Genomic DNA, 22769 nt, shown 5'->3' with positions numbered 1-22769 from the left:
ACGCACCGCGGCCCGCTACCGGGGCTGCGGGCGGTTTACGCGCCATTACGTGGCGTCGAAGTTGAAGCGGGACCCGATCCATCTTGCCCTGCTGGACCTCGCGCGGCCGCGGGGCTTTGGCGCTTTGGTGGATGTCGGGTGCGGGCGGGGGCAGATTACGGTCGCGTTGCTGGAAGCGGGGCTGGCACCGTCCTGCACGGCGCTGGATTGGGCCGAGGGCTCACTGGCGGATCTGCGCGAGGCCGGGAAAGGCTTGCCGATCACCGCGATCACGCGGGATCTCGCGCATGATTTCCGTGTGCCGGCGGGCGACACCGTGCTGCTGATTGATGTGCTCTACACGATGGAAGCGGGGGCGGCGCTCAAGCTGCTGCACGCCGCCGCCGATGCGGCGCGTGAGCGGGTGATCCTTCGCTCGCTTGATGCGGCGGCCGGGTGGCGGGGTCGCTTTGCCGTGACGCTGGAACGCCTGGCACGGCCCTTCTGGCCCCATTCCGGCGCGCGGGTGGATCCGTTGCCGCCCGCCGCACTCGCCGCCGTGCTGGAGAGGCGCGGCTTTCACACGCGAATGGTGCCGTGCTGGGGGAAGACGCCGTTCGCGAATGTGCTGATCGTGGCAGAGCGCCGGACGGAGTGAGGTGCTGCTTTGCCTGGATGCACGCAACGCCCCGGATATGTGGCTCAGGAGCATTGCCCCGGCCGAATGGATCGCTTGAGCTTCCTGCGGTGACTTGGTTCTGATCCCACTCTCTGCCCGGCCGGAGCCGGCAGGGGTGCCGAAAGCCCCATCCTTGGGCCTGCGGCAACGCATGCTGGTCGCAGTGCCGGGGGAAGGGCTGAACCATCGCGAGGCGACTGCGCTGTTGGGCGCATCATCCGTCCAGGCAGGCCTGCCGCAACCTGTTCAGGCAGATGCAGCAGAGCAATGGGCTGGCCCAACGCCTGCTCGGCCGTAGCCGCATCGGTGATCAGGTTCATCAGCGCGTGAAGGCATTCGGGCGCGAGGCGATCGAAGCGCATGAATGGATCACCACGATGCGTCATGCCTGGTTCCATCCGGCGTCGTCCGAGTTGTTGTTCTGCGTGGTCCCGGGCTCCTCTCCTGAGTCCCAGTCTGAGCGCTTGGGCGAAATCTTTACAACGGCCTTCGCCCGATCGCTCCGATGCATCACAGGGCGCGGGGCAGGATCAATTCCAGCCGGGATCATTCCAGACCGCCTCGGGGTCCAGCGGCCAGGTTGGCCGAGGCAGGCGCTTCCAGGCGAAATTGGTCAGCACCGGGCTGGTCAGCCCCGCGCTGTCCACCTCATGGATGCGCTCATTGGGGAAAAATTCGTCGAAGCCCGCGCGGAAATGCCCGCGGCTTTTCACCACCACCACCCGCGCGGCGGCGATATCAATGCCGTGCATCTCGAGCGTGCGTGGCTCATGGCATTGCCGGCGCAGGCTGATGACGACGATCCTCATGCCCGAATCATCCAGCTCCAGCAGCGCCGTGGGGCCGAGCTGGAAGCTCCGGCCGGCCATGGTGCCGCGCCGGCCCACGCCCTCGCCATCGGTGAGCTTGAGGATGCGCGCCCCGGATTCGAAGCGCTTCGAGAATTCAGATTCGACGCGGTTGAAGACGGCATGGAAATGCGCCCCCTCGCCCAGCGCATGCGCTTCGGCCGCAAGGGCCGGGTCCACGAACAACCCCAGCACGACGCCCGGCACCCGCGCCGCATGCAGCGCGCTGAGCGTGTAGGTGGTGCTGCCGCGCCCGCCACCGCCCGGATTGTCCCCCGCATCGGAATAGATCACCGGGGGGGCCGCGCCCTGGCCGGCTTGCAGCGCCAGTTCCGTGGCCTCGGCGATGGAGAGCAGGCGCCGGGTGTGGCGCGCGCGCTCCGCCCAGCCACGCCGCGCCAGCTGCGCGCAGGCACGCCTGGCGGCCGCCATATCCGCATCGCGCGCGGTGACGGTGATGGTGATGCCGCATTTGGGCAGGTCGCTGAAGGTGAAGCCGCCGGTGACGCTGGCATTCAGGATGGCGGGGTCGCTCGCCATGATCGCCTCGGCATCGCGCACCAGGTCGGCATAGGGGCCCTCGGCGGTCAGCAGCGTGACGGAGGGGGGCGTCAGGGGCAGGCGCAGGAAGGCCTTGGCGGTGCGCTGGCCGGCCAGCAATTCGCGCATCGCATCCGTCGCCTCGGCCGCGCGGGCGGCCATGTCCACATGCGGGTTGGTGCGATAGGCGATGAAGCAATCCAGCGCCTCGATCATCCGCTCGCTGACATTGCAATGGAGATCATGCGTAACGACGATGGGCACGCACGGCCCTACCAGGCGCCGCACCATCGCGAGGATCGTGCCGTCGCTATCCTCATCGCCCGTGGCGGAACTGGCGCCGTGGCTCGCCACATAGACGCCATCCAGCGGCAGGGCGGCGGCCAGGCCGCGCTGCATCTCATCCAGGAAATCCAGGAACAGCGCCTGCGCGATCGGGCCACCGGGCGGGGCGGCGGCCATCAGGATCGGGCAGGGCGTCCAGTCGCCCGTGGCATCCATCCGCGCGTAGAAGCCCGGGATTTCGGCGGGCAAGGGCGGGTTGGGTGCCCGTGCCAGCTGGCTGATCGCCGCGCCGCGCGCCAGGCATTGCCGCTCGAAATCCACGCGCTGCGTGGTGGGCGCGAAGGCGTTGGCCTCCAGATGAAGGCCCAGAATGGCAATGCGTGGCGGCATGTCGGCTCCCCCGGATGGACGCGGCGCGGCGAGTGGATAAGCTCATGCCCATGACGTCAATCGCCCGAATCCAGACCATGCTGGCACAGCTCGTCGCCTTCGACACGACAAGTGCCCGCAGCAATGTCGAACTCATTGAATTCGTGAGTGCCGAACTCGAAGCCCATGGCGTGGAATCCCGCGTGATGCTGGAGAATGGCAAGGCCAATCTCCACGCCATCATCGGCCCGCGGCTGGAGGGTGGGATCGCGCTCTCGGCCCATGTGGATTGCGTGCCGGTGGAGGGCCAGGCCTGGCTCGCCGATCCCTTCACGCTGCGCGCCGATGGCGACAAGCTGATCGGGCGCGGCGCGACCGACATGAAGGGCTTCGTTGCCTGCATCCTGGCCATGCTGCCCGAATTCACCGCGGCGCATCTGGCCCGCCCCTTCCATATCTGCCTCACGCATGACGAGGAGACGAGCTTCCGGGGTGCCGCGCGGCTGATGCCCGTGCTGGGCCGGCACGCCCCGCCCCCCGGCTTCTGCGTGGTGGGCGAGCCGACGAACATGGCCCCCGTCATCGCCCATAAGGGCTATGCCAGCTGGGATGTGGTCTTCACCGGCCTCTCCGGCCATTCCTCCCGCGCGCATGAGACGGTGAACGCGCTGATGGCCGCCGCCGAAGCCATCGCCTGGCTGAAGGCCGAGGCGCGCAGCTTCGCGCGCGACGGCCGCCGGGTGGAGGGGTTCGAGCCGCCCTACACCACCCTCCATGCCGGCACCTTCCACAGCGGCACCGTGCTGAACATCGTGCCGGACCGCGCGGAATTCACCTTCGAGATCCGCGCGGTGCCGGGCGATTCCTCGCCCGACATCCTCGCGCGATTCGTGGCGCATGTGGAAAGCGTGATCCTGCCGGAATTGCGCGCGGTGTATCCGGGCAGCGAGATGCAGCTGCGCGTCCGCGCGAATGCGCCGCCGCTCGGCCTGCCCGAAAGTGATCCGCTGGTGCTGCTGGCGCAACGCGCCTCGGGCAGCAATCGCGCCGGCTTCGTCAGCTACGGCACGGAGGCAGGCTATTACCAGGAGGCCGGCATCCCCGCGATCGTCTGCGGGCCGGGTGACATCGCGCAGGCGCATCAGCCGGAGGAATTCATCACCACCACGCAGCTGCTCGCCTGCTGCGATTTCCTCGGCCGGCTGATCGAGCGCCAGTCGCGGCGCGCCGCATGAAGGCACGCCTGCCCCCGGCGCTGGCGGAGGTGCTGGAGACGCCGCGCCGCACCGAGCGGCTGGCGCCACCCGACATCACGCCCTGGCGCGCCGGCAACACGCTGCCTGGCGTCTGGAGCTTCCAGGCGGCCAGCCCCGGCCCGCATCTCTGCATCGTGGCGCTGACCCATGGCAATGAATTCGCCGGAGCCATCCTGCTGGACCGCCTGCTGCGGGAAGGGCTGCGCCCGGACCGCGGGCGCCTCACGCTGGTCTTTGCCAATCTCGACGCGTTTTCGCGCTTCGATGCGGAAGACCCCACCGCGTCACGCTTCCTGGAGGAGGATCTGAACCGCCTCTGGGATATCGCGACGCTGGAGGGCCCGCGCCGCTCCTCGGAGCTGCGCCGCGCCCGGGCGCTGCGGCCGGTGTTCGACGGTGCCGATGTCATTCTCGACCTGCACTCCATGCTCTGGCCGTCCGATCCGCTGTTCCTGGTGGGCGGGCCGCAGGCCTCCGTGCGGCTGGCGATGGAGCTAGGCGAGCCGGCGCTGGTGGTCGCCGATCACGGCCATCTGGGCGGCCGGCGGCTGATTGACTACGGCCGCTTCGCCGTGCCCGGCAGCGGCCGGCGCTCCGTCCTGCTGGAGGCCGGCTGGCACTGGGAGGCGGAGACGGTGCAGCGCATGGAGGTCGCCACGCGCCGCATGCTGGCGCTGGCCGGCGTGGTGCCCGCGCCGTTGGCAAGGCTTGCCCCGCCGCGCCTGGCGCGCGTCACCCACACCATCACGGCGCGCAGCGCGGAATTCACCTTCACCCAGCCCTGGCGCGGCGGGGTGGTGATCCCTGACCGCGGCACCCTGATCGCACGGGATGGCGATACGGAGATTCGCACGCCCCATGCGGATTGCATGCTGGTGATGCCGAGCCTGGTCACCTCGCCCGGCCATACCGCCGTGCGGCTGGCGCGGTTGCAGGGCGCGGAAGACGCCGCCTGAGCCAGCCCCGGCTCAGGCCGGCTCGCCCTGGATGGGTGTTGCGCCCATCGCCGCCAGCATGGCCGTGATCTCGGCCGTCGCGGCTTCCACCTCGGCCAGCGCGACGCCCTTGGAGACCAGCGCGACGCCGCCGCCCGGAAAGCCCGTGCTGCCCGGCGTCGGGCGATAGAAGGGGTAGCTGCCGATATCCAGGTCCGGGTAGCGCTTCTGGATCGCTTCCAGCCCCTCGGCGATATTCCCCTCGAAGACGCCGAGCGCGTAGACGCTGCGCGAGACGACGGGAACGCCCCCGGTGAGCGAGGGCGCCAGCGCCTCGAACATGGATTGCATGATGCGCGGCACGCCCGCCATCACATGCACATTGCCCATGCTGAAGCCGGGTGCCGAGGTCATCGGGCAGCGGATGGGCACGGCACCGAGCGGGAGGGTGGCCATGCGCATGCGCGCCGCGTTCATCTCCACCGGCGGGTCGCGGCGGGCGTAGTCGGCCGCCATGATCGCGCGGGTTTCCTCATGCACCACCCAAGGCACGCCGAAGGCCGCCGCGATGCATTCGCTGGTGATGTCGTCATGCGTGGGGCCGATGCCGCCCGTGGTGAAGACGTGATCATGCTTCGCGCGCACCTCGTTCACGGTGCTGATGATGGTGGCCGGAACATCGGGGATGACGCGCACCTCGCGCAGCGGAATGCCGATCTCGCCGAGGCGCGTGGCGAGGAATTGCAGATTGGCGTCGCGCGTGCGCCCCGAGAGCACCTCATTGCCGATGATGAGCAGGCAAGCGATCGGATTGGCCATCATGTTCCTCATCGGAGTTGCAAGAACCTGAGGTTCTTGCCGGGGTCGAAGGGGCGGAGCCCCTTATTTTCACAGAAAGTCGCGCAACAACGCCACCAGAGGAATATCGGCTGGGGGCATCGGATAGTCGCGCAGTTTTTGGGGCTTGACCCAGGCAAGGTTCTGCCCTTCCCGCGCCACCGCCTGCCCTTCCCATTTCCGGCAGATATAGAGCGGCATCAGCAGGTGGAATTTCGGGTAGGAATGGCTCGCGAAAAACAGCGGCGAGAGGCAGGCCTCCTGCGTCTCGATGCCCAGTTCCTCGCGCAGTTCCCGGATCAGCGCGGCTTCCGGCGTCTCGCCCTCATCCAGCTTGCCGCCGGGGAATTCCCAGAGGCCGGCCATGGATTTTCCCTCCGGCCGCTGCGCCAGCAGGATGCGCCCCTCGGCATCCAGCAGCGCGCAGGCGACGACGAGCAGGAGGGGCTTGGGTGGTGCCGGCGGTGCCGCCAGGCGGCGGAACATCAGCACCGGCATGTTGCGGTTGCGCGAGAGGAAGGGCTGCACCGCCGCCCCCGTCTCGGCGAAGCCCAGGTGCCGCAGCACCGCCTGGGAGGCCAGGTTGTCGGTCAGCGCGCTGGCCTCGACCTCGGTGATGCCCAGATGCGTCTCGGCCCAGGCCAGCAGCCCCTCACCCGCTTCGCGCGCCAGGCCCTGGCCCCAGAATTTCCGGCCGATCCAATAGCCGATCTCGGGCAGCGCGCCGCGCTTGAGCGTGAGGCCGATGCAGCCGACCAGCGCGCCGGCCTGGGTGATGGCGAGGTGAAACGCATCCCCGGATTCGATCTGCTCGGCGGCCGAGCCAATCCATTCCCGCGCCAATTCCTCCCGGTAGGGGAAGGGCACGCGGGCGAGGTTCCCCGCCACGGAATAGTCGTTCACCAGCCGGGTGACGGCGGGCGCATCCGCGGGCACCAGGCGGCGCAGCACGAGCCGCGCCGTGGTGATGGGAAAATCAGCTGCGGTAGCTGCCATTGATGTCGATATACCCATGCGTGAGATCGCAGGTCCAAACGCGCGCCTTGCCGCGGCCCAGGCCGATATCCACGGTGATCTCGACCTCGCGCCCCTTCATGTGGGCCACCACCGGGGCTTCGTCATAGCCCTCGATCACGCCGCCTTCGCGCGCCATCCAGACGCCGCCCACCGCGATGGAAAGCTTGTCACGGTCAGCCGGCTCGCCAGCCTTGCCGACGGCCATGACGATGCGGCCCCAATTCGCGTCCTCGCCGGCAATCGCGGTCTTCACCAGGGGCGAATTGGCGATGGCCATGGCGATGCGGTGCGCGGATTTGGCGGAGACGGCGCCGGTCACGTCAATGGTGATCAACTTTTGCGCGCCCTCGCCATCGCGCGCGACCATGAGGGCGAGTTCGTGCAGCACCTCGTCCAGCGCGCGGGCGAAATCCCGCAGCATGGGGCCGCCCCCAGGGGGGATATCGGCCGGCACGCGCGCGTGCTTCGCCTGGCCGGTGGCAAAGAGCAGCACCGTGTCCGAGGTGCTGGTATCGCTGTCCACGGTGACGCAGTTGAAGCTCTTGGCATTGCCCTTCGACAGCAGCTTTTGCAGCACGGCGGCCGGAATCTTCGCGTCGGTCGCGATGAAGGAGAGCATGGTCGCCATGTCGGGCGCGATCATGCCGCTGCCCTTGGCGATGCCGCAGATGGTGACCGTGGTGTCCCCGATCTTCGCCGTGCGGGTGGCGCCCTTGGGGAAGGTGTCGGTGGTCATGATGGCGCGGGCGGCATGCGCCCAGGAATCGCCATCCAGCTTCGCCACCACGCCGGGCAGGGCGGCCAGCAGGACATCCGTCGGCAAGCGCTCGCCGATCACGCCGGTGGAGGCGATGAAGACCTCGCGCGGCTTGCAGCCGATCAGGGCGGCGGTTTCGGCGGCGGTGCGCGCGCAGGTCTCGCGGCCGGCCTTGCCGGTGAAGACATTGCTGTTGCCGGCATTCACCACGAGCGCCCGGGCCCGGCCGCCCTTGAGGGCCGCGCGGCACCAATCCACCGGTGCGCCGGGGCATTTGTTCATGGTGAAGACGCCCGCGACCGTGGTGCCGGGCGCGAAGCGGAAGACGGTCATGTCCTCACGCGTCTTGTAGCGGATGCCGGCGGCGATGCTGGCGCATTCCGCGCCCACGATGGCAGGCATCGCGGGCAGCGGCAGGGCGAGTGGCGAGACGGGGCCGGTCATGGCTTACCTCCGCTGGGCCGGGGCGGCCGGCCGGGCGGGTGCCGGCGGCTCGGCCTGGATGGCGGGGGCGGGCGGGGCGGGCGGCTCCACGCGCTCGATCCGCGTCGTGGCGCGGATGCGCTGGACGGCGGCCTGCACCTCCTCCTCGAGGACGGTCTGGCGCAGCGTGTCGCGGCTATCCTCGAAGCTGGGGCCGGTCGAGGAGCGGCGCTCCTCCAGCTTGATCACATGCCAGCCGAACTGCGTGCGCACCGGGGCCGGGCTGACCTGGCCTGGCTGCAGCGCGAAGGCGGCGGTGGCGAATTCCGGCACCATATCCCCCCGGCGGAAGAAGCCGAGATCCCCGCCATTGCGCGCGGCAGGGTCGGTGGAGCGGCGCCGGGCGACCTCCTCGAAATTCCCGCCGCGCTGAATTTCGACCAGGATGGCACGCGCATCGGCTTCGTTGGGCACCAGGATGTGGCGGGCGCGGACCTCCTCCTCGGCGGTACGGCCAGCGGCGTCCCGGTCATAGCGGGCGCGCAGCAGGTCATCGGTGACGCGGGGCAGGACCTCGCGGCGGAGGAGGGCGTCGCGCAGCTCATTCTCCTCGGCGAGGCGCACGCGGCGGCGAATTTCGGGGTCCTGGTCCAGCCCGGCGGTGCGGGCGGCGGCGACCATGGCGCGGTCGGTGATGGCGCGGTCCAGCAACTGCTCGAAGACCTGGGGCGGCAGCATGGTGCGCAGCAGAAGGGGCGGCACGCTGCGCAGCTCGGCCGGCATCGCCTCGGCGGCGGTGGCCATCACCTCATCCAGGCGGAGCTCCTGGCCGTTCACGCGGGCCAGGACAGGGTTCGGGTCCTCGGCCGCGCCGGGGGTTGCTGTGGCAGGGGGCGCGGGCGCGGCTGCGGGGGTGGGCGCCGGGCCCTGGGCCAGGGCCGGGCCGGCGGCGAGGAGCAGAAGAAGCGAGAGAGGGAGGCGGGGCATCAGACAGAATCCATCAGGGTCGGCGCGACAATGGCCGATGGTCGCCCCCCCCACAACCCGGCCAAACCGGCCCGGATGCAGCGAGATACCCCCTGGATACCCCCTGGGCACGTTGACCCGGGGGCATGGGGACCTTACCTGTCCGTAGCCCAAAGCCGCCCCTCCCGCGGGCGGCGCCCGGAGAGAATCCACAGCTCATGTTCGCTCGTCTTGCCCGTGCCATCTTCGGTTCTGCGAATGACCGCTCGCTGAAGCGTTTTCAGGCGCGCCTCCCCGCGATCAGCGCCTTCGAAGCGCCGCTCGCCGCCCTGTCGGATGAGGCGCTGCGCGGCAAGACCGCGGAGTTCCGCGCCCGCCTGGCCGAAGGGGCGGAGCTGGACGACCTGCTGGAAGAAGCCTTCGCCGTGGTGCGGGAGGCCAGCAAGCGCGTGCTCGGCCTGCGCCATTTCGACGTGCAGATGATCGGCGGCATGGTGCTGCATGACGGCAAGATCGCCGAGATGAAGACCGGCGAGGGCAAGACGCTCGTCGCAACCTTGCCGTGCTACCTGAACGCATTGCCCGGCAAGGGCGTGCATGTCGTCACCGTGAATGACTACCTGGCCCGCCGCGACAGCGAATGGATGGGCCAGGTCTATGGCTTCCTGGGGATGAGCACCGGCGTCATCGTCCAGGGGCTGAGCGATGATGAGCGGCGCGAGGCCTATGCCTGCGACATCACCTACGGCACCAACAACGAATACGGCTTCGACTATCTGCGCGACAACATGAAGTATCGCCTGGAGGAGATGGTCCAGCGCCCCTTCCAATACGCCATCGTGGATGAGGTGGACTCCATCCTGGTGGATGAGGCGCGCACGCCGCTGATCATCTCCGGCCCCACGGATGACACGTCGGATCTCTATCGCCGCGTGGATGCGGTGATGGTGGAATTCGTGAAGGACACGGAGCGCTTCGAGAAGGATGAGAAGCAGCGCACCGTCTCCATGACGGAGAAGGGCGGCGAGGATATCGAACGCCTGCTGACCGAGGCCGGCGTGCTGGTGGAGGGCAACCTCTATGACAGCCACAATGTCTCCATCGTGCATCACGTGAATCAGTCGCTGCGCGCGCATGTGCTGTTCAAGCTCGATGTCGAATACGTCGTTCGCAACGACAAGATCATCATCATCGACGAATTCACCGGCCGCATGATGGAGGGCCGCCGCTACAGCGATGGCCTGCACCAGGCGCTGGAAGCGAAGGAGGATGTGACCGTCCAGCCGGAAAATCAGACGCTGGCCAGCATCACCTTCCAGAACTACTTCCGCCTCTATCCCAAGCTCTCCGGCATGACCGGCACGGCGGCGACCGAGGCCGATGAATTCGCCGAGATCTACAAGCTGGAAGTCGTCGAAATCCCGACCAACGTGCCCGTCGCGCGCAAGGATGAGGATGACGAGGTCTATCGCACCGCGCTGGAGAAATACGAGGCCGTCATCAAGCTGATCGGCGAATGCCGCGAGCGCAACCAGCCCTGCCTGGTCGGCACCACCAGCATCGAAAAGAGCGAGTTGATCTCGGGCCTGCTCAAGCAGGCGGGCATTCCGCACAACGTGCTGAATGCACGTTATCACGAGCAGGAAGCCGGCATCGTGGCGCAGGCGGGCCGCGCGGGGGCCGTGACCATCGCCACCAACATGGCGGGCCGAGGCACCGACATCAAACTCGGCGGCAATGCGGATATGCTGGCCAAGGCCGAGGTGCCCGAGGGGCATGGCGAGGAATACGACACGGTCTTCGCGCGCCATGTGGCCGAGGTGGCGCTGGCACAGCCCATCGTGAAGGCGGCCGGCGGGCTGTTCGTCATCGGCACGGAGCGGCATGAGAGCCGCCGCATCGACAACCAGCTGCGTGGCCGCTCCGGCCGCCAGGGTGACCCGGGCGGCAGCCGCTTCTTCCTCTCCCTCGAAGACGATCTGATGCGCATCTTCGGCAGTGACCGCATGGGCGGCATGCTGACGAAGCTCGGCCTCAAGGAGGGCGAGGCGATCATCCATCCCTGGATCAACAAGGCGCTGGAGAAGGCGCAGAAGAAGGTCGAGGCGCGCAACTTCGACACGCGCAAGAACCTGCTGAAATACGACGACGTGATGAATGACCAGCGGCGCGAGGTCTATGCCCAGCGCCGCGCCTATATGGAAGCCGCCGACCTCAGCGAGACCATCGCCGAGATGCGGCACGAGACCATCGGCGCCATGGTGGACCGCGCCATCCCCGAGAATGCCTATCCCGAGCAATGGGATCTGGAGGGGCTGGAAAAGCGCGTGCGGGACGTGCTGGGCCTTGATTTGCCCATCGCCGCCTATGCCAAGGAAGAAGGCATTGACGAGGTCCAGGTGCGTGAACGCATCGAGGCGGCGGCCAACCAGGCAGCGGCCGCCAAGGCCGCCAATCTCGGCCCCGACTTCATGCGCATGGTCGAGAAGTCGCTGCTGCTGCAGCTGTTTGACCAGGTGTGGAAGGAGCATCTGCTCAGCCTGGATCATCTGCGGCAAGGCATTGGTTTGCGCGCCTATGGCCAGCGCGACCCGCTGAATGAATACAAGCGCGAGGCCTTCGCGCTGTTCAACAACATGCTGGAGGATCTGCGCGAGCGCGTGACCTCCCTGCTGCTGCGCCTCGAACTCACGGCCGACGCGCCGCTGCCCGAGCCAGAGCCGATCCGCGTGACCGACATGCGCCACGCCGCCCCGGATGCCGAACCCTATGAGATGGCGCCGCAAGCCCCGGTGGGCGCGGATTACGGCGCCGCGGCCATCGCGCGGCAGGAGACCCGGGTGATTTCCGAGGTGGACCCGAATGACATGTCCACCTGGGACAAGACGCCGCGCAACGCGCCCTGCCCCTGCGGCTCGGGCAAGAAATACAAGCACTGCCACGGCAAGACCTGACCTGACCGGGCCGCGGCTTGCGGCCCCTACCCGGCCGCGCCGGCCACGATATTCACGGCCGCCGCCAGGATCACGGCGTTGAAGGCGAAGGCCACCAGCCCGTGCAGCAGCACGAGGCGCCGCATGCCGGGGCTGTCGGTGGTCACGTCGCTCACCTGGAAGGTCATGCCGATGGTGAAGGCGAAATAGAGGAATTCGGCGAATTCCGGCGTGCCGTCGCCGCCCGGAAACACCAGGCCGCGCTCCTGCATCCAGTATTCATGCGCATATTCCTGCGCAAAGAGCAGGTGCACATAGAACCACGAAAGAATGATCGCGAGGATGGCGATCGCGCCGGCCTGGCCATCCCACCGCAGCACCAGGAACAGCAGCGAGGCACCTGCCGCCAGGACGGACAGCCCGGTCAGTACGGCACGCCCGCCGGTCATTTCCCGCGCGCGGCCGCGCATGGCCTCGGCCGGCGCATCGCCCAGGCGGTGCAGCACCAGGCCCGCATAGATCAGGATATGCGCCGACCACCCCAGCATCCCCGCCGTCTCCAGCGAGAGGCCGAGGGCCCAGAGCAGCAGGAAGGTCGCGGAGCCCGTACCCAGGCCTTGCAGGGTGAAGCCGTGGCGCAGAATACCAGGGAGGCGCATCGCCAGGCTCAGGCCGCCATAGCCTGCGCGAAAACCGCCGCATCCACATTGCCGCCACTGAGGATGATGCCCGTCACCGCATCGCGCGTGGCGAGCTTGCCTGCCAGCACCGCCGCCAGCGCCACAGCACCGCCTGGTTCCACCACCAGCTTGAGGTGGGTGAAAGCGAAGCGCATGGCGGCGAAGACCTCATCCGGCGTCACCGCCAGGCCATCGGTGACGCGCGGCGCATTGACCGCGAAGGTGATCTGGCCCGGCTGCTTCGACAGCAGCGAATCGCAAAGCCCGGCGCCCTGGCCATCATTGGCGATGCGGTGGCCGGCGCGCAGCGACTGGCCGTAATCATCCCAGCCTTCCGGCTCGATGGCATAGATGCGCGCCTGCGGGGCCATGGCCCGGGCCGAAAGGGCGGAGCCCGCCAGCAAGCCGCCACCGCCGGTGCAGATGGCCAGCTGGTCGGGCTTGAAGCCGGCGGCCAGCGCATCCTCCAGCAACTCCAGGATGGCGGTGCCCTGCCCGGCGATGACATCGGCATGATCGAAGGGGGGGATATGCGCCGCCCCGCGCTGCGCCGCGAGATCGGCGGCCAGCGCATCGCGATCCACGCCGTGCCGGTCGAAGAAATGGATGTCGGCACCCCAGGCGCGCGTCGCCTCCACCTTCACGCGCGGCGCATCCTGCGGCATGGCGATGAGGGCGGGCATGCCGAGCGCATGGCAAGCGGCCGCGATGGCCTGGCCGTGATTGCCGGAGGAATGGGTGACGATGCCGCGCGCCCGCGCCTCAGGCGGCAGTTGAAGCGCGGCATTGGTGGCGCCCCGCAGCTTGAAGCTGCCGGTGATCTGCAAGGGCTCGGGCTTGATCAGCACGACGCCGCCGGCCGCTTCATCCAGCGCGCGATGGCGCAGCATGGGCGTGCGGCGAATGCGCCCCTTGAGGCGCTGCGCGGCCGCCAGCACGTCATCGAAATTCGGCGTCATGCGGCAAATCTTTCTGTGAATCTCTGGGGGTCGGTGGGGGTGACGGCGGCGGCGAGATCGGCATCGGGCGCCTCGCCGCGCACCAACTGCGCGAGCAGGCGGCCGGCCGCGGGCGCGGTCTGGATGCCATAGCCGCCCTGGCCGCAGAACCAGAAGAAGCCGGGCGCGGCGCAGCCGCCAATGGCCAGGCCACGATCCGGCGTGAAGCTGCGCAGGCCCGCCCAGCGATGCTCCACCCGATGCACCGGGATATCGAGCGCCTGCTGCATGCGGTCCACCGCGATGGCCACATCCAGCTCATCCGGCTGGGCGTCGCAGGGCTCGCTGTCGGTTTCATCGGCGGGGCTGAGCATGAGCTTGCCGCGCGCCTCGGGGCGGACATACCAGCTGTGGTGCAGATCCCCGACCAGCGGCCAGTCGGCGCTGTCATAAGGCCCCGGATCAATGATCAGCGCGGTGCGGCGCTTGGGTTGCAGGCCGATCCGCGCCACGCCCGCCAGCCCGGCCACCGCATCGCCCCAGGCGCCGGCGGCGTTGACGAGGATGGGCGCGGTGAAGACTTCCCCGCCGCTGGTCTGCGCGTGCCACAGCCCCTTGGCATGCCAGATGCGCCCCGCCTTGTGGCGCAGCGCCAGCACGCCGCCCGCGCGCCGCAACTGCGTGAGGAAGCCCTGGTGCAGCGCCGCCACGTCAATGTCGAAGGCGTCCTGTTCGATCGCCGCGGCCACCGCCCAATCGGCGCGGATCGCGGGGACCAGGGCCCGCGCCTCATGCAGTGGCAGGGCGAGGCGGCCGGCATCGAGCGAGGCCGCCAGTTCATCCGCCTGCGCGGCATCGGCCAGGGTGAGGACGGCGCGCGCATGGGCCAGCGCGACATCGGTGAAGCCCTGCGGCGGGGCTTCGAAAAACCCGCGCGAGGCACTGGTCAGGATGCGCGCATCGGCGCTGCCGTAACTCAGGATCCAGATGGCGGCGGAGCGGCCCGTGGTGTGGTAGCCGGCCGTCTCCTCGGCCTCCAGCAGCGCCACCTTGTGCGTGGTGGAAAGATGCGCCCCGGCCGTGGCGCCGGCGATGCCGGCGCCGATGATGATGGCATCGAAATGATGGGTGTCCATGTCGTTATCCTCAGCCTTGCCGCGCCTTGCGGCAAGCCGGCGGCATGACCGGTTGCGCTTGGTGCGAGAGAATGCGTAACCTGCCGACCAGCGGCGCAGACCGCGGTCAAAATCCAAGGGAGTTCAAGAATGGCAAACAGGGATCTGTCACGTCGTGCCGCCATGGGCGCTGGCGTTTTGGCCGCCGGCACATTATCCGCGCCCGCCGTTTTCGGCCAACCGACCACCGTGCTGCGCTGCGCCTTCTGGGACCATTGGGTGCCCACCGGCAATGGCGCGCTGCGCCAGCTCGCCACGCAATTCGGTGAGCGCAATCGCGTCACGGTGAATATTGATTTCATCACGACGGTGGGCAACCAGCTGCAGCTGACGGCCGCCGCCCAGGCGCAGTCGCGCAGCGGGCATGATATTCTTTCGCTCTCGCCCTGGGATATCGGCGCCTATGCCGACCAGCTGGAGCCGGTGGATGACGTGATGACGCGCCTCATCACCCGCTACGGCCCGCCCAACCCGGCGGCCGAGTTCCTGGCCAAGCACCGTGGCGCCTGGCGCGCGGTGCCCGCCACCTCCGGCACGCAGAACAAGCCCGCCTGCGTCCGCTTCGACCTGATGCAGGAACATGCCGGGATTGACGTGCGCGCCATGTGGCCGGCCGAGAACCGCGCCGGCCCCACCGCCAATACCTGGACCTGGGACACCTTCCTGACCGCCGCCGAGGCTTGCCACAAGGCCGGTTTCCCCTTCGGCCTGCCGATGGGCCAGTTCACCGACTCGGTGGATTGGGTCGGCGCGCTGTTCGAAAGCTATGGCGCGCGCGTGACGGATGAGCGCGGCAACCCCACCATCCGTGGCAACCAGCAGTTGCGCCAGGTGATGGATTATGCCGTCCGCCTCTCGCGCTTCCTGCCGAATGACGTCTGGGCCTGGGATGATGCGGCGAACAACCGCGCGCTGATCTCCGGCCGTTCGGCGCTGATCTTCAACCCGCCCTCCGCCTGGGCAGTGGCCAAGCGCGATGCGCCGCAGGTGGCCGAGAAGTGCTGGACCATCCCGATGCCGGCCGGCCCGCGCGGCCGCTACCTCGCCTATCTGCCCTGGAATTCGGGCATCTGGAGCTTTGGGCGCAACAAGGCGGTGGCCAAGCAATTCCTGGAATTCATCAGCTCGCGCGAGGCGGCGGAACTCACCACCAACACCTCGAACGGCTATGACATCCCGCCCTTCGGCTCGATGAGCGACTTCAAGATCTGGGAGACGGAAGGCCCGCCGGTCGGCACCGTGTTCAACTATCCGAACAAGCCGCATCACCAGGCGACGGCGCATATCGCCTTCTCGCCGGCGCCGGCCGAGCTGGCGAGCCAGATGTACATCCAGGCGCTGAACACCAAGGTCATCGCGCGCGTCGCCCAGGGTGGCGAGACGATCGAGCAGGCGCTGGCCTGGCTGGAGCGCGAGATCACCAACATGCGCCGCGGCGGCTGATACGGCGCGGGCGGGGGACCCCCCGCCCGCCTTTCGCGTTCTGAGGGGCCCTTTTTCAAAAGGAATGCGACGAGATGGCATTGGACGCCACCGAAGGGCGGCTGGCTGTGGCGCGGGCGCGCAAGCCGGGCAACACGTTGCAACGCTTCGCGCGGCGGCGCTCGACCATCGCCTTTTTGATGACGCTGCCGCTGATCGCGGTGATCGGCGGGCTGGTCGCCTGGCCGGCGATGTATGCGATGTATCTCTCCACGCTGAATCGTCGCATGACGACCTTTATCGGGCTCGAGAATTTCAACATCCTGCTGGATTCCGAAACCTTCCGGATGGTGATCTGGCAGAGCTGTTTCTTCGCCGTTACCGCCGTGCTGCTGAAGGCGCTGATCGGCTTCTGGCTGGCGCATATGCTGCACCACATTCCCACCAAGGGTCAGCGCAAATGGCGCGGCATGCTGCTGGTGCCCTGGGTGATTCCGCCGGCCCTTTCGACACTGGGCTGGTGGTGGATGTTCGAGCCCTCCTATTCCTCGATCAACTTCCTGCTCAACGTGTTCGGCGTGCCCTCGGTGCCCTGGCTGGGCGAGCCCTGGTGGGCGCGCATCTCCGTCATCATCGTCAACGTCTGGTACGGCGCGCCCTTCTTCATGATCATGTACCTGGCCGCGCTGAAATCCGTGCCGGAGCAGCTCTATGAGGCGGCGGCGATTGACGGCGCCACGAGCTGGCAAAGGCTGCGCTACGTGACGCTGCCGATGATGCGCAACATCATCTCCATCACGGTGCTGTTCAGCCTGATCGTCACCTTCGCGAATTACGACATCGTCCGGGTGCTGACCAATGGCGGGCCGCGTGACCTCACGCATGTCTTTGCGAGCTACGCGTTCCAGGTGGGCGTCCTCTCGGGCAACATCCCGCGCGGTGCGGCCGTCAGCCTCTTCATGTTCCCGCTGCTCGCCGTCATCGCTTATTTCGTGCTGCGCGGCATCAACCAGCGCAACAAGGAGGAGGCGTGATGTCCGCCGCGACAAGCCGGGACACACCCGGCATCTACCACAAGGCGGGCAGCCTGCGGGCCGAGCGGCGCTGGGCGCTCTGGAGCGCCTATGCCTCGCTCATCTTCGCCGCCATCGTCATGCTCGCACCACCCTTCTACATGCTGCTGACCAGCCTGAAGACGAGTGCGGAGGTCGCGGATCTGGGCGCCAATCCCTGGATCGTGCGCAACCCGACGCTGGAGAATTACTGGGCCATCATCAGCAATCCGATGTTTCGCGGGTTCATGTACAACAGCATCAAGATCACGGTCGTGGTGGTGACACTGACCATGATCATCTCCATCCTGGCCGCCTTCGCGTTGGCGCGGATGCGCTTCTGGGGCAGCCAGATGCTGGCGACCGGCGTTTTCCTCACCTACCTGGTGCCGGACACGCTGCTGTTCATTCCGCTGTATCAGATCGTCGGCTCGCTCGGGCTGCTCAACTCCACCTGGGGGCTGGTGCTGGTTTATCCGACGCTGACCGTGCCCTTCTGCACCTGGATCATGATCGGCTACTTCGCCTCCATTCCGAAGGAGCTGGATGAGGCGGCGCTGATTGATGGCGCCTCCTGGACGCAGATGCTGCTGAAGATCTTCATCCCCGTGGCGCTGCCCGGCATCATCGCCGCCACCATCTTTGCCTTCACCGTGAGCTGGGCGGCCTTCGTCTACCCGACGGCCTTCATCACGCGCCCCGATGAGATGCCGCTGACCATCGGCGTGGTGAGCCAGTTGATCCGTGGCGATACCTTCGCCTGGGGGCAATTGATGGCGGGCGCGCTGCTGGCAGCACTTCCGCCGGTGATCGTTTATGCCTTCCTCATGGACTACTACATCGCTGGCCTGACGGCTGGCGCGACGAAGGGTTGAGGGGGCTTTGCCCCCTCAAACTCCCCCAGCAGGGCACACGTGCCCTGCACCCGTATTGATCGAAGGTGCAGGAAACTGAGTTTCCTGCCGGGGAGTTTGAGGGGCAGCGCCCCTCAAGGCCTCTAACCCAAAGGACGCACCATGGCTGAACTCTCGCTGCGCAAGATCGTCAAGGAATATGAGGGCGGCGTGCAGGCCGTGAAGGGCATTGACCTCGACATCGCCGACCAGGAATTCGTCGTGCTCGTCGGACCCTCCGGCTGCGGCAAATCCACCACGCTGCGCATGATCGCGGGGCTGGAGGAAATCAGCGGCGGCGACATCTCCATCGGCGGCACCATCGTCAACGACATCCCGCCGCGCGACCGCGACATCGCGATGGTGTTCCAGAATTACGCGCTTTATCCGCATATGTCGGTCTTCGACAACATGGCCTTCGGCCTGATGCTGCGGAAATTCCCGAAGGAAGAAATCAAGCGCCGCGTGGACAATGCGGCCAAGATCCTCGACATCGTCCCCCTGCTGGACCGCAAGCCCAAGGCGCTCTCGGGCGGGCAGCGGCAGCGCGTGGCGATGGGCCGCGCCATCGTGCGCGACCCCAAGGTGTTCCTGTTCGACGAACCGCTTTCCAACCTCGATGCCAAGCTGCGCGTGCAGATGCGCACCGAGATCAAGAAGGTCCATCAGACCGTCCGCACCACCACCGTCTATGTGACGCATGACCAGGTGGAGGCGATGACGCTGGCCGACCGCGTGGTTGTGATGAATCACGGCATCATCGAGCAGGTCGGCCCCCCGCAGGAGCTGTATCACAATCCGGCAACGCGCTTCGTGGCCGGCTTCATCGGCTCGCCGGCCATGAATTTCCTGCACGCGCGCGTCGAGAATGACGCGGTGCACCTGACCGACGGGACAGTGCTGCCCATCCCGGAAGCGCGGCGTGCGCGCTACGCGAGTGCTGTGGGCCGCAGCCTGCTCTTTGGCATCCGGCCCGAGCATCTGACCGACCATCGCCCCACCCTGCAGAACCGCTCGGACCTCATCATCACGCCCGAGGTGATCGAGCCCATGGGCATGGAGACGATGGTGCATTTCCACCTGGGCGATGCGCGCGATTGCTGCGCCCGATTCGAGCCCACCGTGCATGTGGAACCCAATGTGCCCATTACGCTGACGGTGGACATGAACAACATGCACCTGCTGGATGAGGCGACGGGCAAGGTCCTATAGGCGCCGCCTATCAGGGTCATCGCGGCGGCGGCTTGGACGTTTCCAGCACCTCGGGCCATTCTCGGGTCAGCCGGCAGATCAGCCGGCGTGAGAAGAAACGGAAGACCCCATGCGCTTTTCGATGACCCCCGCCGCCCTGCTGCTCGCCACCCCCCTCATCCTGGGGTTGGGCGCCCGGAACGCACAGGCGCAGGCCGCCTATACCTGGCAGGGGCCGACGCTGCTCTCGGCCGGCCTCAACACCAATGGCTGCAACCTGCGGGTGCCCAGTGCCACGCATAGCGGCAGCCTGGGCCTCAACAATATCTTCGTGACGGTCCAGAATCGCGGCACCGGGGCGGTGCGGATCACGGGTGAGACGGAGCTTTCGGGCAATAACAGCCGCAAGACCGGCTCGATCAGCGGCATCATCCAGGCCAATGGGGCCACGGCCTCGATGCAGGCGATGACGCCGGGCGGCTCCACCCGCGACAATACGACGCTGCGGGTGCGCATCACCACCTGCGTTCCGTATTCGCCCTGAGCCAGGCGGGCCAGGGTGGGCACGCTCTGGCAGGCCGCTTGACATGACCAGGATGCGAGAGGGCTGTGCCCCCTCGCGCGCTCTCACCAGGAAACCCGGTGTCCTGGATCTTCGGTGGGTCCAGAGCCCCGAATGAAGGTGCAGGAAACGAGTTTCCTGCCGGGGAGCCCGAGGGGCCGGCCCCTCGGTCCCACCAAGGGGTTCTCCAGCCGCCTGCTAATTGCGGCGAATCGCCTCCACACCGCCCGGCGTGGGCAGGCCGAGGCGCCGCAGGCAGGCATCGTAGAGGCGTCGCTCCGCATCGCGCTCCTCGCTCAGCAGGCGGCGCACCTGGGACTGGTTTTCGAAATTCGACTGGCGCGCCGCGTTGCGCTCGGGCGCGCGCTGCGCTTCCTGCCGGCATTCTGCATTGTCCATGACGGGCGCTGCGACCAAGGGCTCCAGCCCCTCGCAGCCGGTGAGGAACAGCAGCGCCAGGGGGGCCAGCAGGGTGGGGAAGATTCTCATGCCGCAAGCCAGTCCTCGATCAGGCGCCGCGCGATGGAATCGGCGCGCGGCAGGGAGAAGCCGAGCTCCTGGTGGCGGCGCAGCTCATCCTTGGTGAACCAGCGCGCATCCCGCAGCTCCTCGGGGTCAATGGTGATCGCCTCGCTCAGCCCTTCGGCGTGGAAGCCGATCATGATGGAAGCCGGGAAGGGCCAGGGCTGGGAGGAATGATACGAAACATGGCCGACCACGATGCCCGCCTCCTCCATCACCTCGCGCCGGACGGCTTCCTCGAAGCTTTCGCCAGGCTCCACGAAGCCGGCGAGCGTGGAATACATGGTCACCGTGGGGAAGCGCGTCGAATGGCCGAGCAGGCAGGAATCGCCGCGCACCACCAGCATGATCACGGCCGGGTCGGTGCGCGGAAAGTGCTGCGCGCCGCAGCTGGGGCAGGCGGTGGCATTGCCGGCGCTGCGCGGCTCGGTCGCCGTGCCGCAGACGCCGCAGAAGCGATGCTTCACACGCCAATGCATCAGGCCGCGCGCATGGGCCAGCACACTCGCCTCGCCCGCGGGGAGCAGGCCGGCCACGCCACGCAGATCGGAGAAACTGCCCATCTCGGGCGGCAGCAGGGGCAGGGGATCATCAGTGGCGGAGCAATCCACGGCGAAGACCGGGCGCTGGTCCCACATGCCCAGGAAGGCCCAGGGGCCGCCGGCCATGCGCACCGCCTCGGCGCCGGGGCGGCTGAGCAGCACGGCCTCGGGCCGGCCCTGCTCCACCCCGCGCATCAGGCTGCGCGAGCGCCAGACGGGCACAAACAGCGCCTCCTCATGCGCCAGGGCGGCGGCCACGAATTCATCATTGTCACGGCTGCCGGAGCAACGGTCGAGCGGGCTGCCGGTGTACACATTCACGCGGCTGGCGGGGATCATGAGCATGGATGAACCCTAACGCGGAAGCGGCCCAGCGGAAATCCCGGCGGGAAGCATAGCCCGCACGCCGGGCGCGGCGCTGGAACACCCGGTGGCCGCGACCCACGAGGCGATGCGCGCGCCAGGCTTCGTGCATGTGATGCGGCACCAGGGCGCCAAGCCCGAACCGGGCACGCCCAAGGACCGGGCACGCCCAAGTACTGGGAACGCCCAAGTACTGGGAACGCCCAAGTACTGGGAACGCCCAAGTACTGGGAACGCCCTGGGAAATGCTGGCCCTGGACCGGCCCCTCCATTGCCGCCCCCGGGCCCGCCCGCCATGCTGGTGCGGCAGCGGCAGGATGTGGCGGATATGCGGGGATGGATGCTGGCCGGCGTGATCCTGGCCACCGCCGGGGCGGCCGGGACGCAGGGCGCCGCCGGGGCGGCTGGGGCGCAGCCCGCCGCCCAGCGGCCCGAGCGCGGCACGCTGCTCTCGGCCGAGGCCGGGGATATCGCCTGCTACCTGCAAATCCGCGACGAGGCCGGCCGCAGCGAGCGCTGGATGGCGGCATTCGAGCTGTGCGAGGGCGCGGCATCCCGCATCGGCCAGAGCTTCCTGTTGCGCTGGCGCGCCGAGACGGTGCAGCACCCCTCCTGCCAGGGCGACACTGGCTGCCGCCGCTCGGAGCGCGTCATGCTGATCACGGGCCTGGCGCCGGCGAAGCGCTGAGGCCTCAGGGGCGGGTCAGGTACCAGACCAGGCCCAGGCCGGGAATCACCAGCGCCAGGCCAAAAATCAGCACCCAGCGCACCATGTTGAGCTTCTGGCCGCCGCGCGCTTCGGTGGCGGTCATCCTGTGGATGGGCTTGATCGGGTCCATGGCGAAACAACGCGGGACCGGGGCTGTGGTTGCGCCCCTGCCAGGCCGTGGTCAGCCGCGGCTGAGCCTCGGCCAATTCGCATCGCCCAGAGCGATGAAGCCCGGGATGTCACGCTCCCAGCGGCGCTTGATGTTCTGGTCGTAGTTGAGAAACAGCCGGCCCTCCACGATGCGCCAGGCGGCAGGGTCGGTCGAGGCGGTGTAGCCCTGGGACACCGCCCAGGCGCAGAAACCGCCATAGGCGGGGGCATGGGCGGCGGGGTCCGCCAGGAAGCGGGCGCGGTGCTCGGCGCTGCTGAACAGCCAGCGCACCCCATCCCATTCGGCGGCGTGTTCGGCGCGGCCGCGCAGCACGCGGCCCTCAGTAAAATAGGCGACGACATCCGTGCCGCGCAGCGCCACGCCGCGCTCGGCGAAGCTGCGGGCCCAGGCGGAAGACACCAGCGGGGCAGGTGCCAGGAGGAGCAATCCGAACAGGGAGCGGCGTGGCAGCATGGCAGGGAGCCTTTCTGGGCTGGGCCGCCAGCCCTGGATCACGGGGGCGCGGCAGGGCGGGGATTGGTCCGGCTACGTGCCACCCGCCGCAAAGGTTACGCCCCCCGGGATGCAACTGCCGGCGCGCGTGCTATATGCCACCCCGGAAGGTCGGTGCGGACGGGCTCCTCGCCAACCCGGTCAGGTCCGGAAGGAAGCAGCCGTAACGGGTTCTCGCTCGGGTCGCTGCCGGCCTTCCACCCTTTTTTCTCGCCCCCTCTTTCCGGCTCGG

General features: G+C 68.1%; 21 protein-coding genes and 1 other RNA gene. 11 read left to right on the top strand and 11 right to left on the bottom strand.

Annotated elements, in window-relative coordinates; translation table 11 throughout:
- The first annotated feature begins 49 nt into the window (after positions 1 to 49).
- Complete coding sequence (locus tag LHU95_RS02510) at positions 50 to 637, top strand: class I SAM-dependent methyltransferase (protein ID WP_248709802.1); 588 nt, start codon at positions 50 to 52, stop codon at positions 635 to 637.
- A 551-nt stretch (positions 638 to 1188) separates the two neighbouring features.
- Here LHU95_RS02510 and LHU95_RS02505 read toward each other — a convergent pair.
- Positions 1189 to 2721, bottom strand: coding sequence for a M81 family metallopeptidase (locus tag LHU95_RS02505; protein WP_248709801.1), 1533 nt, complete (start codon positions 2719 to 2721; stop codon positions 1189 to 1191).
- Positions 2722 to 2765: 44 nt separating this feature from the next.
- On the opposite strand from LHU95_RS02505, the gene argE reads away from it, so the two are divergent.
- Together argE and LHU95_RS02495 are read left to right on the top strand one after the other, a co-directional pair.
- On the top strand, positions 2766 to 3935 hold the full coding sequence (argE, locus tag LHU95_RS02500; RefSeq protein WP_248709800.1) for an acetylornithine deacetylase: 1170 nt from the start codon (positions 2766 to 2768) through the stop codon (positions 3933 to 3935).
- Entirely contained in the window at positions 3932 to 4912 is a 981-nt protein-coding gene (locus LHU95_RS02495; protein ID WP_248709799.1) for a succinylglutamate desuccinylase/aspartoacylase family protein, read from the top strand. The genes argE and LHU95_RS02495 overlap by 4 nt, the downstream gene beginning before the upstream one ends.
- Positions 4913 to 4924: 12 nt before the next feature.
- Here LHU95_RS02495 and LHU95_RS02490 read toward each other — a convergent pair whose 3' ends face one another.
- The 4 genes from LHU95_RS02490 to LHU95_RS02475 form a co-directional block, all read right to left on the bottom strand.
- Positions 4925 to 5713, bottom strand: a complete 789-nt coding sequence (locus LHU95_RS02490; RefSeq protein WP_248709798.1) for a molybdopterin-binding protein — start codon at positions 5711 to 5713, stop codon at positions 4925 to 4927.
- Between the two features lie 66 nt (positions 5714 to 5779).
- Positions 5780 to 6724 carry an 8-oxo-dGTP diphosphatase MutT gene (mutT, locus tag LHU95_RS02485; RefSeq protein ID WP_248709797.1) on the bottom strand — a complete coding sequence of 315 codons (945 nt, stop codon included), beginning with the start codon at positions 6722 to 6724 and terminating at the stop codon, positions 5780 to 5782.
- On the bottom strand, positions 6705 to 7946 hold the full coding sequence (gene argJ / locus LHU95_RS02480; protein WP_248709796.1) for a bifunctional glutamate N-acetyltransferase/amino-acid acetyltransferase ArgJ: 1242 nt from the start codon (positions 7944 to 7946) through the stop codon (positions 6705 to 6707). The genes mutT and argJ overlap by 20 nt, the downstream gene beginning before the upstream one ends.
- Positions 7947 to 7949: 3 nt before the next feature.
- Positions 7950 to 8912: a peptidylprolyl isomerase gene (locus LHU95_RS02475; RefSeq protein WP_248709795.1), complete on the bottom strand. Its 963-nt coding sequence runs from the start codon at positions 8910 to 8912 to the stop codon at positions 7950 to 7952.
- 197 nt (positions 8913 to 9109) lie between these two features.
- Here LHU95_RS02475 and secA point away from each other — a divergent pair, with 197 nt between their 5' ends.
- Positions 9110 to 11845, top strand: coding sequence for a preprotein translocase subunit SecA (gene secA / locus LHU95_RS02470; RefSeq protein WP_248709794.1), 2736 nt, complete (start codon positions 9110 to 9112; stop codon positions 11843 to 11845).
- Between the two features lie 26 nt (positions 11846 to 11871).
- On the opposite strand, the gene LHU95_RS02465 is transcribed toward secA, so the two are convergent.
- Genes LHU95_RS02465 through LHU95_RS02455 form a run of 3 tightly spaced genes read right to left on the bottom strand, consistent with a single transcriptional unit; the run spans position 11872 to position 14578 of the window.
- Positions 11872 to 12483 carry a DUF1345 domain-containing protein gene (locus LHU95_RS02465; protein ID WP_248709793.1) on the bottom strand — a complete coding sequence of 204 codons (612 nt, stop codon included), beginning with the start codon at positions 12481 to 12483 and terminating at the stop codon, positions 11872 to 11874.
- Positions 12484 to 12491: 8 nt separating this feature from the next.
- Positions 12492 to 13463, bottom strand: a complete 972-nt coding sequence (locus tag LHU95_RS02460) for a threonine/serine dehydratase (protein ID WP_248709792.1) — start codon at positions 13461 to 13463, stop codon at positions 12492 to 12494.
- Positions 13460 to 14578, bottom strand: coding sequence for an FAD-binding oxidoreductase (locus LHU95_RS02455; RefSeq protein WP_248709791.1), 1119 nt, complete (start codon positions 14576 to 14578; stop codon positions 13460 to 13462). Before LHU95_RS02455 ends, LHU95_RS02460 begins: the two co-directional genes overlap by 4 nt.
- Before the next feature lie 129 nt (positions 14579 to 14707).
- Between LHU95_RS02455 and LHU95_RS02450 the strand changes: the two genes are divergently transcribed.
- From LHU95_RS02450 to LHU95_RS02430, 5 genes are all read left to right on the top strand, one after another.
- On the top strand, positions 14708 to 16060 hold the full coding sequence (locus LHU95_RS02450) for an extracellular solute-binding protein (RefSeq protein WP_248709790.1): 1353 nt from the start codon (positions 14708 to 14710) through the stop codon (positions 16058 to 16060).
- A 74-nt stretch (positions 16061 to 16134) separates the two neighbouring features.
- Positions 16135 to 17073: a sugar ABC transporter permease gene (locus LHU95_RS02445; protein ID WP_248709789.1), complete on the top strand. Its 939-nt coding sequence runs from the start codon at positions 16135 to 16137 to the stop codon at positions 17071 to 17073.
- Positions 17073 to 17966: a carbohydrate ABC transporter permease gene (locus tag LHU95_RS02440; protein ID WP_248709788.1), complete on the top strand. Its 894-nt coding sequence runs from the start codon at positions 17073 to 17075 to the stop codon at positions 17964 to 17966. The genes LHU95_RS02445 and LHU95_RS02440 overlap by 1 nt, the downstream gene beginning before the upstream one ends.
- A 141-nt stretch (positions 17967 to 18107) precedes the next feature.
- Entirely contained in the window at positions 18108 to 19196 is a 1089-nt protein-coding gene (gene ugpC / locus LHU95_RS02435) for a sn-glycerol-3-phosphate ABC transporter ATP-binding protein UgpC (RefSeq protein WP_248709787.1), read from the top strand.
- A 109-nt stretch (positions 19197 to 19305) separates the two neighbouring features.
- The gene (locus LHU95_RS02430) at positions 19306 to 19719 is read left to right on the top strand and encodes a hypothetical protein (RefSeq protein ID WP_248709786.1); all 414 of its coding nucleotides are present in this window, start codon (positions 19306 to 19308) and stop codon (positions 19717 to 19719) included.
- Between the two features lie 216 nt (positions 19720 to 19935).
- Here the strand turns inward: LHU95_RS02430 and LHU95_RS02425 are convergent, their stop codons facing one another.
- Together LHU95_RS02425 and nudC are read right to left on the bottom strand one after the other, a co-directional pair.
- The gene (locus LHU95_RS02425; RefSeq protein ID WP_248709785.1) at positions 19936 to 20226 is read right to left on the bottom strand and encodes a phosphoribosylamine--glycine ligase; all 291 of its coding nucleotides are present in this window, start codon (positions 20224 to 20226) and stop codon (positions 19936 to 19938) included.
- A complete protein-coding gene (gene nudC / locus LHU95_RS02420; RefSeq protein WP_248709784.1) occupies positions 20223 to 21146 on the bottom strand; it encodes an NAD(+) diphosphatase in 924 nt (307 codons plus the stop codon). The genes LHU95_RS02425 and nudC overlap by 4 nt, the downstream gene beginning before the upstream one ends.
- 346 nt (positions 21147 to 21492) lie before the next feature.
- On the opposite strand from nudC, the gene LHU95_RS02415 reads away from it, so the two are divergent.
- Positions 21493 to 21852, top strand: coding sequence for a hypothetical protein (locus LHU95_RS02415; protein WP_248709783.1), 360 nt, complete (start codon positions 21493 to 21495; stop codon positions 21850 to 21852).
- Positions 21853 to 22054: 202 nt separating this feature from the next.
- Here LHU95_RS02415 and LHU95_RS02410 read toward each other — a convergent pair whose 3' ends face one another.
- Positions 22055 to 22498 (bottom strand): YHS domain-containing (seleno)protein, encoded by a 444-nt coding sequence (locus tag LHU95_RS02410; protein WP_248709782.1) that lies wholly within the window; start codon positions 22496 to 22498, stop codon positions 22055 to 22057.
- A gap of 144 nt (positions 22499 to 22642) precedes the next feature.
- Between LHU95_RS02410 and ffs the strand changes: the two genes are divergently transcribed.
- An RNA gene (gene ffs, locus LHU95_RS02405) (signal recognition particle sRNA small type) lies at positions 22643 to 22739 on the top strand.
- The last annotated feature ends 30 nt before the right edge of the window (positions 22740 to 22769 follow it).

The organism is Sediminicoccus sp. KRV36, from assembly GCF_023243115.1.
GTDB lineage: Bacteria > Pseudomonadota > Alphaproteobacteria > Acetobacterales > Acetobacteraceae > Roseococcus.
This window is presented reverse-complemented; position numbering and strand designations above follow the sequence as displayed.